Consider the following 12,651-nt stretch of genomic DNA (forward strand, 5'->3'; position numbering starts at 1 on the left):
CGGTGTCTCCTGAGTGGAAAATGCTTACAAGTAAGTTCAGGCGAAGTACCTGTTTATCTATGCGCGGTCTCTAACTTACCACTCTAGTAAAAGTACAATATGAAAAACAAAGTAGCCGTGATAACCGGCGGAAACGGAACACTGGGCAATGCCTTCGTAAAATGTCTTGCGGGCGCTGGCGCGCGGGTATTCATTCTAGGCCGGAATGCCGAAAAGTCGGCAGAAGTAGTTGCGGATTTTGCCCGGCAGGGCCTTACGATCGAAGCCATCCGATGCGATGTACTTGACGAGGGCGCGGTCGCAGGTGCAGTGGAAGAAGTGATGAGCAAAGCAGGCCGGGTAGACATACTCGTCAACGGGGCCGGAGGAAACCGGCCGGGAGCCACCGTTGGCCCCGACAGTTCGATCTTCGAACTGGGCATCGACGACTTCCGTAAAGTCAACGATCTCAACCTTTTGGGTACCGTCATCCCCAGCATTGCTTTCGCGAAGCCGATGGTAGCCCAGGGCAATGGCTGCATCGTCAACATTTCCTCAATGGCAGCATTGCTGCCGATTTCACGGGTAGTCGGCTACTCCGCAGCGAAAGCTGCGGTAGACAATTTCACCCGCTGGCTGGCGGTAGAACTCGCCGCTAAATACGGCGAAGGCATCCGGGTGAACGCGATCGCTCCGGGCTTCTTCATCGCCGAGCAAAACCGCCGGCTTTTGCTGGAAGAAGACGGTAGCCTGACCGCAAGAGGCAACACCATTATCAGCCAGACGCCACTCAAGCGATTCGGCAAGCCGGAAGAACTGATGAGTACCCTGCTGTGGCTTTGCGACGACCAGTCCTCTTTTGTCAACGGAATCGTAGTGCCGGTGGACGGTGGATTCAGCGCTTTTTGCGGAGTATAGCAGAGAGGAATAATACCTGCCGGCCTTGTGGCGGAGCAGGTACATGTTTAAACACAACTCGGATATATCGACATGTCGATTTGTCGACTTATACACAAGTCGACATGTCGGTAAAACCAACAAGACTTTCAACCAACAACAATGAAAAACCTGGAACAAACCTGGCGCTGGTACGGCCCCAACGATCCCGTCAGTCTAACCGACGTGCGGCAGGCCGGAGCCACCGGTGTTGTATCGGCTCTCCACCAGATACCAAACGGAGAAGAGTGGTCCGTAGCCTCGATTATGGAGCGTAAGCGAATGATTGAGGCCGCAGGCCTCAACTGGTCGGTAGTAGAGAGCATCCCCGTCCATGAAGACATCAAACGGCGCTCGGGCAACTACCTTCAGTATATAGAGAACTACAAAGCCAGTATCCGCAACCTTGCATCCTGCGGCATCGCCATCGTGACCTACAACTTCATGCCAGTGATGGACTGGACCCGCACCGAACTGGAACACAAACTCCCCGACGGTAGCGAGGCCTTGTTCTTCGAACACGCCGCCTTCGCGGCGTTCGACCTCTTCATCCTCAAACGGCCCGGAGCCGAAAAAGACTACCTCGAACCCGTCCGGCAAGCGGCCAAAACCCGGTTCGACGCCATGACCACGAGCGAGCAGGAGCGCCTGACGGGCTTCATCATCGCCGGGTTACCCGGCGGAACGACCGAAGGCCAGCAATCGCTCGCCAACTTCCAGGCTATCCTGGACAGCTACGAAGGTATCGACGCCCCTACCCTGCGCAATAACCTGATCGCGTTTCTTAAAGAGACTGTACCCGTTGCTCAGGATGCGGGGGTGAAACTGGCCATCCACCCCGATGACCCACCCTTTCCCCTCCTCGGCCTGCCGCGCATCATGAGTACCGAAGCTGACGCTCAGGCAATCCTCGATGCCGTAGACCTGCCCGCCAACGGGCTTTGCTTCTGTACGGGCTCCTACGGTGCCCGCCCCGACAACGACCTGGCCGGAATGGTGAAACGTATGGGCGATCGCATCCATTTCATCCATCTGCGGGCAACCAAACGCGACGCGGAGGGCAACTTCTACGAAGCAGATCACCTCGACGGTGACGTAGACATGTACGCCGTCATGAAAGAATTGCTTACCGTTGCCGCGCAGCAGGACGTCAGCATCCCGATGCGACCCGACCACGGACACAAGATGCTCGATGATTTACACAAAAAAACCAATCCCGGGTACTCCGCCATCGGCAGGCTGCGGGGGCTGGCAGAACTCCGGGGGCTGGAGTTGGGAATTTTGCGGTCACATTAATCCCTTACCGTACAGACCGAAAAACCAATACAATGAAAAACTTTCTGGACGAAAACTTCCTCCTGCAAACACCAACGGCCGAAAAACTCTACCACGAGTACGCCGCCGATCTGCCCATTATTGATTATCACAACCACCTCTCTCCCGAAGAGATCGCCACAGACCACAAGTTTGCCGACATCACCGAAGTATGGCTCAACGGAGACCACTACAAATGGCGCGCAATGCGCGCCAATGGCATCGACGAAAACTTCGTTACCGGCCCGGCCTCAGGCCGGGAAAAGTTCCGGAAGTGGGCCGAGACTGTACCCAAAACCATCCGCAACCCGCTCTACCACTGGACGCACCTGGAACTGCAACGGTACTTCGGGATCAGCGACCTGCTCTCGGGAGACAACGCCGACGCCGTCTACGACGCCACCACCCAACAGCTGCAACAGTCCGGTTACACCAGCGTAGGTCTGCTGGAGCAGATGAAAGTGGAAGTAGTATGCACTACCGATCACCCAACCGACTCCCTGCTCTTTCATCAACAGCACCGCACCCGCGGCCGCGCCCTTATGATGCTGCCGACCTTTCGTCCCGATAAATTCCTCACCATCGGAGCCGACGATCACCTGGAGTTTCTGCACAAGCTAGAAGCAATCAGCGGCAGCGAAATCAGGACGTTCGACCAGCTGGTGGCAGCTCTGGAAGCAAGGGTCGACTTCTTCCATGAACTGGGGTGTCAACTCTCCGACCACGGCCTCAGTCAACTGTTTCCGGACAGCTACGCCGGGGCCAACCTGGACGCGATGATGGAAAAACGGCGGTCCGGGAAAGAGGTCTCCCCCGCCGGGCAGCGGCAGTTCCAGATGGCGCTACTCCACGAACTGGCCACGATGTACCACCAACGTGGGTGGACAATGCAGTTGCACCTCGGTCCCATCCGTAACAACAACAGCCGGCTGCTCTCGTCGGTCGGAGCCGACGTTGGCTGCGACAGCATCGGCGATTTCGCGCAGGCAGAAGGTCTGTCATCCTTCCTCAACGGGCTGGACGTGAAGCACCAACTGCCCAAAACCATCCTGTACAACCTGAACCCGCGCGACAACGAACTCTTCGCCACCATGGCGGGCAACTACAACGATGGCAGCCTTGCGGGTAAGATTCAGTGGGGCTCGGCCTGGTGGTTCCTCGACCAAAAAGACGGAATGGAAAAGCAAATCGATACGCTTTCCAACATGGGCCTGCTCAGCCGCTTCGTGGGGATGCTGACCGACAGCCGGAGTTTCCTATCCTTCCCCCGTCACGAATACTTCCGGCGGATACTCTGCAACCAGTTCGGCAACGATGTCCACGAAGGCTTGCTGCCCAATGACCTCGAACTTCTGGGAAACACCGTAAAGGACATCTGCTACCGCAACGCCAGGTCGTACTTCAATTTTCATCAGCAAAAAGCTTAAGCAGTATGAGATACTCCATGTATTTACTGGCCGTTGTCTGCCTCCTTTCCTTCCACAGTTGCCAGGACCTCGGCGGCAAAAAATTCGTGTATCTGGCCCACACCCTCCCTACTTCTCACCCAGTACACCAGGGCATAGAAGTTTTCGCCGAAAGCCTTAGAAAACGGTCGCAGGGGGAGATGGACGTAAAAATATTTCCGGACGGTCAGCTCGGTACCGAACGGGAAGTCCTCGAGCTCCTGCAGATCGGAAGCATCGCGATGACCAAAGTCAGCACCGCAACGATGGCCAACTTCGCGCCGGAATACAAAGTGCTCGGTGCCCCCTATCTCTTTCGCAGCAAAGAACACATGTTCAAGGTCCTGGAAGGCGCAACGGGCAAAGACATCCTGAAGGCGGGGAGCGATTACCTGCTCAAAGGGCTCTGCTTCTACGACGCCGGGAGCCGGAGTTTTTACACCGTTAAAAAGCCGATCAAAACTCCGGAAGACCTGGCGGGAATGAAGATAAGAGTGATGAACCACCAGATGTCGGTAGACATGGTGAATGAGATGGGGGGCTCAGCCACCCCAATGGCTTACGGCGAGTTATACTCCGCCCTGGAACAGGGCGTGGTAGACGGCGCCGAGAACAACCCTCCCTCGTTCGTAACCTCGGGCCACTACGAAATCGCCAAATACTACACGCTCGACGAGCACACATCCGTACCCGACGTACTGGTGATGGGTACCGAGTTCTGGAAAACGCTCAACGAGCAGGAACAAGAGTGGGTGATGGCCGCTGCAGAAGAATCAGCCCAGGCGCAGAAAGTATTCTGGAGCAAAAACGTGGCTGAATGTATGACCAAACTCGCCGCCGAAGGCGTCGAAATATACAAGCCGGAAAAACAGCTCTTCGCCGAGAGTTCAAAAGGCGTGCTCGCCGAATTCAGCGAAGACCCGATGATGAAGAAACTAGTGGAGGAGATTCAGGAGCAGTAATCAGGCTCCCCGGTTTTCCTCAGTTTATTTTTAATAACGATCATGCAATGAAATCACTTTATCAAAACCTGAACAGGGCCATTGAGTTTCTCTTGATTCTCATCTTCAGCCTCCTGGTACTGGACGTACTTTGGCAGGTATTTGGCCGCTACGTCCTCAACCAGTCCTTCTCCTTTACCGAGGAATTTGCCCGCTTCGCGCTCATCTGGCTCACTATTCTCGGAGCTGCGTACCTCAACGGCCGGCGGGAACACCTCTCGATGGACTACTGGCTGAACAAGCTCAGCCCCGCAGACCGGGCCAAGCGTTTAAAACTGATCGAGCTCCTGATGTTCGTCTTCGCTTTCATCGTAATGGTGATCGGAGGCGGAAACCTGGTGTACACCACCCTGCGCCTCGGACAGCTTTCTGCAGCCATGAACGTCCCCCTCGGCTTTGTCTATGCAATTGTCCCGGTCAGCGGACTGCTCATCATGTTTTTTTCCATCTACAACTACCGCCGCCATGAGTATTGAAGTCATCAGTATCATCCTGCTGTTTGTCAGCTTTTTCGGACTCCTCGGCTACGGGGTTCCCGTAGCGTACAGTATCGGAATTTCCACGACCCTGACTATTCTGTTGAACATTGCTTTCCTGCCGGGCATAACGACCGTATCACAACGGATGACGACCGGTATCGACAGTTTTTCCCTGCTCGCCATCCCCTTTTTTGTGCTGGCCGGAGAACTGATGAACCAGGGCGGCGTAGCCAACCGGCTGATCAACTTTGCCAAATCGCTCGTGGGGAGTTTACCCGGCGGACTGGCGTACGTGAACACCCTGGCGGCGATGCTTTTCGGGGCCATCTCCGGCTCGGCCGTTGCGGCCGCCTCCGCCATCGGCAGTGTGATGACCGACCGGATGGAAGATGAGGGCTACCCCCGCCCCTTCAGCGCCGCGCTGAACATTACTGCCTCCACCACCGGGCTGCTCATCCCGCCCAGCAACGTTCTGATTGTGTATGCACTGGCGAGTGGCGGCGCGGCCTCGGTGGCGGCGCTGTTCATCGCCGGCTACCTGCCGGGTATCCTCGTGGGCGTAGCCCTGATGGTAGTCGCGGCAGTAATTGCCCGCAAACGCAAATTCGCCAGCGGCGAACGGGTTAAGCTGAGCACGGTCTGGCAGGATTTCCGCAAGGCTTTCTTCAGTTTGCTCATGCTGTTCGTGATCGTCGGCGGTATCGTGAAAGGGATCTTCACCGCCACGGAAGCCGCGGCGATTGCAGTTCTGTACGCGCTGATCCTCGGGTTTGCCTACGGAGCCATCACGATGAAGCAGCTGCCGAAGATTATCCTTGCCAGCGCCAAAACCACGGCGGTGGTGATGTTCCTGATCTGCACCTCGATGGCGATGTCCTGGCTCTTCTCTTTCGAGAGCATCCCGCAACTGATGACCGACTTCCTACTCGACACGGTAAGCAATCCGATCCTCATTTTCCTGCTGATCAACCTCACCCTTCTGGTGGTAGGTACGTTTATGGACATGACGCCGGCGGTACTGATCTTCACCCCGATCTTCCTGCCCGTGGTGGTCAGCCTGGGCATGGACCCGGTGCATTTCGGCATCATCATGGTCCTCAACCTCTGCATCGGGCTTTGTACGCCGCCGGTAGGTACGATCCTGTTCGTCGGGGCGGGCGTAGCCAAGATATCGGTCTCAAAGGTCATCAAGCCCCTCCTCCCCTTTCTGGGCGCGATGGTCTTCGTACTGATGCTGATCACCTTCTTTGAAGACATCGCCCTGTGGCTGCCCCGGGCTTTCGGGCTGTAGACTCACCCCACCCGCCGGAGAGCGGAGCTGTTTAACCAATGCTGCACCTGCGTTTGCGCCGAAATATCTGCCGGGCGCGAACGCAGGTGCAAAGGGCGGGTTGTAGGAGTAGCGGACGATTCAGGTCGCCCCGTCTTTACTTCCTTACTTTTGTTCAACAGCATGTCTTTCCCCCCTTTATGAGCTACTACATCATCATCTCCGGTCTGATCTTCCTGGCCGCGATATTCGGCTACATCAACGCCCGCTTCCTCAAGCTACCCACCACCATCGGCCTGATGGCGATCACGATCGTGTACTCTGCGTTCGTTTGGGGCATCAGCTTTTTCGATGACACCCTGCTGATGGCCGAAGCCCGCCTGATCCGGGAGATCAACTTCGAAACGGTGCTGATGGATTACATGCTCAGCTTCCTGCTGTTTGCCGGGGCGTTGCACACCAACTTTCAGGAACTCAAAAAGCTGCGCTGGCCCATCATTGCCTTCGCGACGCTCGGCGTCGTCACGTCCACTTTTCTGATCGGTACTGCGACGTATTATACGCTTCAGTTGCTCGGCCAGCAGATCAACTACACGTACTGCCTGCTCTTCGGGGCCCTCATCTCCCCTACCGATCCCATCGCGGTGCTGGGCATTCTGAAGAAGGCCAAAGCGCCGAAGAAGCTGGAGATCAAGATTGTAGGAGAGTCGTTGTTCAACGACGGCATCGGGGTGGTTTTGTTCCTTACTTTATTTCAGATTGCTTCTTCGTCCGGCGCGTCGATTGAGCCGCTCGACATCCTCAGCCTTTTCGGCCAGGAAGTTGGCGGAGGCATTTTGCTCGGGCTCATCATCGGGTGGATCACCTACCGTCTCCTCAAGTCCATCGATGATTTCAGCACCGAGGTGATCATCACCCTCGCCGCCGTGATGGGCGGCACGGTGATCGCCGATCAGCTCCACCTTTCGGCTCCGCTGGCTATGGTGATGGCCGGGCTGCTGGTGGGCGACGATCGCGTGCGGGACGCCACAATGTCGGAGACCACCGAGTTGTACGTCGACAAGTTCTGGGAGCTGATCGACATCCTGCTCAACGCCGTGCTGTTCGTCCTGATCGGGATGGAAATTCTGGTCCTGACCTTTAAAACGGATTACATCATCGCCGGGCTGATCGTCATCCCGATCACGCTGATTAGTCGCTACGCAGCCTTATTTCTGCCCGTCAAAATCTTCGAGAAACGGCTCGATTTTGTTCCGCACACCACAGCCATCATGACTTGGGGCGGACTGCGGGGCGGCATATCCATCGCCCTGGCACTCAGCCTCTCGGAAGAGATGAACCGGGAGATGTTTCTGGTCATCACTTACATCATCGTTGTGTTTTCCATCCTCGTTCAGGGGCTTACCATCGAGGGCGTCATCGGCCGGTTCCTGCACGAGAAGAACGAGGTCTGATCACTACCAAACAGCGTACCATCGGGCGCGGCCGCAGGTGCCAGAGGGCGTTTTCGGAGGCAAAAGGCTCTTTACGGTGAAACGATCAGTTCTCCGGATACATCGCACACTTCCTTCAGCGTGTTGTAGATGGTCCCGAATTTCCGGAGGTTCCGGTGCAGGAGCTTCAGGTTGAGCTTTTCGTCTACGCTCTCAATCCGGATGATGTAACGGATGGCAATCATTTTGGTGGGCTTCTCCTGTCGCTCTCCCTTCACTTCTATTTTGGCGGCTGTATAATCGTAGCCCAGGAGCGTTGAGAACCGCTGTACGTTCTTCAGGCAGCAGGCAGCAAACGCCCCGAGGAGCAACTCTGCAGGATTGGGCAGGTCTTCCTGATCGCTCAGGATACCGAACGTCATGCTGCTCTTTTTTACGGAATAGGTGGCTTCCCGGTTGGGGTCAATACTTCCGGACACATGGTATTCTACAACGCTCATCAGCTTTCATTTTTGGTGCGGCCAACAGGCCGCCCCGTTAGGGTATGGTTTCGGAAATGAAAAATAGGACAAGCTACTGGTTACGGCCATGATTTTGGTCACTCACTACGATGAGTTGCATCAGCAAAACAGTCCTGTCTGAGCCCCAACTTTGTGGAGCTACTTAACCATCCATTTTATGAACCGTTTCCTTCGCATCCTGGCCACTCCCCTCTTCTTTCTCCTGCTCATCGGTTGTGTGGAAGACTCGCTCGAAAGCGCCCACACCGCCGAAATGTACTACGTAGACCTCGTTTACGCGCTGCATCACCATGACCAGAAGGGCGCTGAAGAGGCTTCCCGGCATTTCACGAAGAGCATTGCCGGGCTCGACGCCAGCAGCTACCCCTTGCTTTCGGAAACCGAAACCGAAGACCTGCGCTTCCACCTCGACCGGGCGGAGCAGCACTACATGGAGGTACGAGCGTCGATCTCCGGCGAAGAGCTGGAGCAAGCGCTGATTCAACTGAACCGCGCCACGGAGGAATTGAGGGCGGCGCGCATTCCCGGATTCGGAGAACTGTACGTGGTCAACATTCAGGAATTCCTTGCGGCGTGGATGGAGGTAAGCCGCACCTCCCGCAGGGAGGATGCTTCGTCGCGCGACTGGCGGGCGATCAATCGGCAGATCAAAGCGACTCACGCACTCTGGCGCCAGAGCCGAAGCTACTCCCCTTCGCCGTCGACATACTTCTTTTCCGATGAAGATGCCACCTCGTTCGATCAGGCCCACCACCAGCTGGACCGCCTGATGGGTGAGCTCAAAGCCTCCCTCGAGCAAGAAGACGATGTCCTCACCAAATCTTACGTAGACGCTGCCGACGCAGCGGTGTGGGGGCTTGTCCGGAGGTTTGGCAGCCCCAAAGAAGGAGGATTAAAAATTTCCCCGCTGGAAACGGATCCTTCGCGGTAAAACGTGCCTGAAAACAATCGTTGCACCTGCGCGCCGATTACACACGCAACAATCAGTTCTGGGTTGTCGAAAGCAGCGCCGAAGGCGTGGCTCAGCGAATAGCCAAGCTCACCCCCTTCGTGGATGGAGCCGGGGCATTCCGGAGAGACGTGGCTGGACACACCGCCGGGGAAGGAAAACCGGGCACAGAGTCTCTCCATTCCCTCTTCGTCCTGAGAACAGGACGGGTAGACTTCCGAGTAGGTGCCCTCAAGGTAAGCGCAGCTGATCATGGCCTGGCCAGCGTGCCCGGGGCCGGAAATATAAATCATCTCCAGTTCGTGGCGCTTAATTATTTCATTGAGGTAAACATAGATAAAGTTCTGACCAGGAGCCGTTCCCCAGTGCCCAAGCAGCACGGGCTTGAGATCGGGCGCCTGCAGTGGGCGGCGGAGCAACGGGTTCTGGCGCAGGTACATCTGACCGACCGACAGATAATTGGCGGCCCGCCAGTAAGCGTCGATCCTGGCGAGGTGTTGTGGGGTTGGGTTCATTGGCATGGTGGATCAGGCTGAGGTTTAGTGGGCGCGAACGCGGGTGCCGGAAAAGGTTTTTATGAGCAGAGGTGGTGGCAGCTAAAAAAGGAATCTCCTCAACGCTGCACTGCTCTCCATTGAGCTTCCTATGCACCTGCGCGCCGCGCCCGAAAAGCTATACCAGCTAAAGAGCGGGTCTGAGAATCAGTCTTCCCCTGAATAAGTACACACTCCGATTAACGAGTACAAAGGGCAGTTGCCCAGCAGGGCGGTGCCCAGAAAAACGACCGCGACCACCAAGCCAATAATGCCTGGCGTACCAGCCAAAATACCAGTGTAAAAGAGGATGACTAAAGCGATGCCTGCGGCAATCCGCAGCATCCGGTCGGTAGTACTCATATTGGTATTCATAGGAAACAGATTTATGTGGTGGATACGGATTGCGTACGACAACCTGGTTTTATAAAGTTAGCGCTGAGGCTATTCAACTTCAGGCTCCTCCCCTTCTCCCTGAGGCAGGATAAGGAGGGGAATGGTAGCTTCCAGCACGGCTTCGCGCGTATTGCTTTTGCCGAACAGGCGCCCCAGCCAGCCCCGGCGGGGTCGGTGCATAACGACCAGGTCCGACTTGGCCTTTTCAGCGAACTCGAAGAGTTCTTCCGCAACATCATCGTCTTCCAGAATATGAAATCCGGTGTCCACCCCGGTATCCGGACGGTCGAACACGTCCCGCAGCAAATCCATGTTGAATTTCGTTTTGCCGGACTTACCGGTATTGACGTGAACGAAATCCAGTCGGGGGCGGAATACCCGCAGGACTTTCAGCAAGTGCCCCGCGTGGAATGCATCAACGTGGGAAAGGTCGGTAGCGTAACAAATCGACTGCAGGGGCTGGAAAGTGAAACCTTCCGGCACGGCCAGTACCGGACAAGGTGCATTGCTCACCAGCAATGAAGTATTGGTACCGAAGATGTCGTCCACATCATCATTCTCTTTATGAGTTCCCATCACGATCAGGTCGTTGCGTTCCTCCTTTACGTGCTGGCGGATAACAGACCTTAGGTTTCCTTCTTTTGCGAAAGAGCGAACGGCAGGAACGTGTTCCAGCTTCGTCGCTACAGCCGTCATTTCACGGGTAAACATGTCCGTCAGTTTGTCTTTTCCGATCCCGATCAGTTGCGAATTGAGCGAAATGGACACGAGGCTGCCATCTGAGGAAGGCACTACGTGTAGAAGATCGATGCTGGCATCCAGATGGTCCGCTAAACGGAGTGCATACCGGAAAGCATTGGCTGAAATCCTGGAAAAGTCTACGGGAACCAGAATGGAATTAACTCGGCGCATGGTAAAGTCGTTTGGTGATACGTCAAAATTGGGGCAAACACCCGTGGTAAGTCCTGATCTGAATCAGAGCGACCGATGATAAAAATCATAAGAAATTCAGCTTTCCGCCGTCATCTTTGGAGTCAGAGGTGGTATTACTCCACCGGAATATTCCCTTTGCCATGAAACACATCTCAGTTGCAATCGACTTCAGTAAATCCGCAGATCGTGCCCTGGCGTACGCTGAAGAAATCGCGATTGTTTTTTCCGCCAAAATCACCCTTATCCATGTTCACCCGCGGGACAACGGCGATGATTCGGCAGAAGACGACAATAACCTCCGGCTTTATTCAGAAGCGAGTGCAAAGCTGGCTGCCCTCGGAGCCAGCGTTAGTCAGCGCGGCATCCCTACCCTGGTAAGCGCCTACCGGGGCGAAGTCGTTCCAACCTTAAAAAAAATAATTAACGAGGGCGATTGCGATCTGGTCGTGATGGGTTGTCAGGGAGAGAATTTTGCCCCCAACAATCCCTGGGGCAGTACCACAACATCACTGATGGACGACACCCGGACTCCTATTCTGGCTGTCCCCGACTACGCTCCCGTAAAATATCCACGTCGCTTCCTGCTCGCAACGGATAAGCAATGCCCGGCAGATCTACGCCAACTCGCCCCGCTTCTGAAGTTACTGGCCACCGACCGCACGCAGCTTATGCTCTTCCATTTCCAACAAGCAACGGAAGAGGCTACTCCGCACCGTGCGTACGCACGGCTCCTCAACAGCGTAAAGCATCAGTTCTATTATCAGGCTGACAACCACCAACCCATTAGTGACGCAGTAGTGAGCTTTGCGGACCTTACCGCGGCAGACATGCTGGTCGTTACCCACCGCGACAACCACTGGCTCAGCGCCAACGCTAAGCACTCCGTAGCCAACAGGGTTACGATGGCCACCACTATTCCCGTGCTCATCCTACAGGACAGCTTCTGAGCTCTTTTGCAAACCTGAACCCTCTGCAGTTACTGGGCAGCCTCAAAGAGTGGATGGCCAACACCCCATCCCTCATCAGCATTTTCAAACTCGACTAAGCTCCTCGCATTTAAGTTGAGTGGCGCTAACCATCATTAGTCGGGGCTAAAAACATCAGAAATTCAACAGAGTGAGGTTACAGAATCGGTATAACTACAGCAGGGTATAATCCTGCTTCCTTCGGGCGCAAACCGGATTGTCGCGATTGCTCCTCCCCAGCACAGCGTTTCGGGGAGGGGGGCAGGTCTAACGTATAGGATTCGATTTTAAGCTTTTAACTCGAGATTACAGTCACTGCCTAACAGCTTGCAACCCAAAACGCGTAGCGTTTTCACTGGCCCATACCCCGTGGGGAGGGGTTGGGCTGGGGGTTTAATACGTCTTAACTATCCTATGCGTTAGCCTTGGGGAGGAGGGGGTGAGCAACAATCCGGTTTGCGCCCCTTCCTTCCCTGATATTTGAAGCTCTCCCGGTT

12 protein-coding genes and 1 pseudogene are annotated in these 12,651 nt (G+C 55.5%); 9 read left to right on the plus strand and 4 right to left on the minus strand.

The features are described from left to right. The first annotated feature begins 99 nt into the window (after positions 1-99). The 7 genes from FUA23_RS06960 to FUA23_RS06990 all read left to right on the plus strand — a co-directional run bounded on the left by FUA23_RS06960 (position 100) and on the right by FUA23_RS06990 (position 7,878). The gene (locus FUA23_RS06960; protein WP_147930010.1) at positions 100-897 is read left to right on the plus strand and encodes an SDR family oxidoreductase; all 798 of its coding nucleotides are present in this window, start codon (positions 100-102) and stop codon (positions 895-897) included. A gap of 141 nt (positions 898-1,038) precedes the next feature. Continuing rightward, positions 1,039-2,211 carry a mannonate dehydratase gene (uxuA, locus tag FUA23_RS06965; RefSeq protein ID WP_147930011.1) on the plus strand — a complete coding sequence of 391 codons (1,173 nt, stop codon included), beginning with the start codon at positions 1,039-1,041 and terminating at the stop codon, positions 2,209-2,211. 32 nt (positions 2,212-2,243) lie between these two features. Further along, positions 2,244-3,656 (plus strand): glucuronate isomerase, encoded by a 1,413-nt coding sequence (uxaC, locus tag FUA23_RS06970; protein ID WP_147930012.1) that lies wholly within the window; start codon positions 2,244-2,246, stop codon positions 3,654-3,656. 5 nt (positions 3,657-3,661) lie between these two features. Next, positions 3,662-4,636: a TRAP transporter substrate-binding protein gene (locus FUA23_RS06975; protein WP_147930013.1), complete on the plus strand. Its 975-nt coding sequence runs from the start codon at positions 3,662-3,664 to the stop codon at positions 4,634-4,636. 47 nt (positions 4,637-4,683) lie between these two features. After that, positions 4,684-5,151, plus strand: a complete 468-nt coding sequence (locus tag FUA23_RS06980) for a TRAP transporter small permease (protein WP_147930014.1) — start codon at positions 4,684-4,686, stop codon at positions 5,149-5,151. Next, complete coding sequence (locus tag FUA23_RS06985; protein ID WP_187270922.1) at positions 5,141-6,445, plus strand: TRAP transporter large permease; 1,305 nt, start codon at positions 5,141-5,143, stop codon at positions 6,443-6,445. Before FUA23_RS06980 ends, FUA23_RS06985 begins: the two co-directional genes overlap by 11 nt. Before the next feature lie 179 nt (positions 6,446-6,624). Next, positions 6,625-7,878, plus strand: a complete 1,254-nt coding sequence (locus FUA23_RS06990; RefSeq protein WP_147930015.1) for a cation:proton antiporter — start codon at positions 6,625-6,627, stop codon at positions 7,876-7,878. 71 nt (positions 7,879-7,949) lie between these two features. On the opposite strand, the gene FUA23_RS06995 is transcribed toward FUA23_RS06990, so the two are convergent. Continuing rightward, positions 7,950-8,357 carry an OsmC family protein gene (locus FUA23_RS06995; protein ID WP_147930016.1) on the minus strand — a complete coding sequence of 136 codons (408 nt, stop codon included), beginning with the start codon at positions 8,355-8,357 and terminating at the stop codon, positions 7,950-7,952. 178 nt (positions 8,358-8,535) lie between these two features. Between FUA23_RS06995 and FUA23_RS07000 the strand changes: the two genes are divergently transcribed. Continuing rightward, on the plus strand, positions 8,536-9,309 hold the full coding sequence (locus tag FUA23_RS07000; RefSeq protein WP_147930017.1) for a hypothetical protein: 774 nt from the start codon (positions 8,536-8,538) through the stop codon (positions 9,307-9,309). 32 nt (positions 9,310-9,341) lie between these two features. Here the strand turns inward: FUA23_RS07000 and FUA23_RS07005 are convergent. From FUA23_RS07005 to FUA23_RS07015, 3 genes and pseudogenes are all read right to left on the minus strand, one after another. Then, positions 9,342-9,842, minus strand: a pseudogene (locus FUA23_RS07005) (phosphoketolase family protein); the annotation flags it as partial. A gap of 186 nt (positions 9,843-10,028) precedes the next feature. Continuing rightward, on the minus strand, positions 10,029-10,235 hold the full coding sequence (locus FUA23_RS07010) for a YgaP family membrane protein (protein ID WP_147930018.1): 207 nt from the start codon (positions 10,233-10,235) through the stop codon (positions 10,029-10,031). Positions 10,236-10,304: 69 nt separating this feature from the next. Next, on the minus strand, positions 10,305-11,168 hold the full coding sequence (locus FUA23_RS07015) for a universal stress protein (RefSeq protein ID WP_147930019.1): 864 nt from the start codon (positions 11,166-11,168) through the stop codon (positions 10,305-10,307). 161 nt (positions 11,169-11,329) lie between these two features. Here FUA23_RS07015 and FUA23_RS07020 point away from each other — a divergent pair, with 161 nt between their 5' ends. Next, a complete protein-coding gene (locus FUA23_RS07020; RefSeq protein WP_147930020.1) occupies positions 11,330-12,136 on the plus strand; it encodes a universal stress protein in 807 nt (268 codons plus the stop codon). Positions 12,137-12,651 lie beyond the last annotated feature (515 nt).

This window comes from Neolewinella aurantiaca (assembly GCF_008014675.1).
GTDB lineage: Bacteria > Bacteroidota > Bacteroidia > Chitinophagales > Saprospiraceae > Neolewinella > Neolewinella aurantiaca.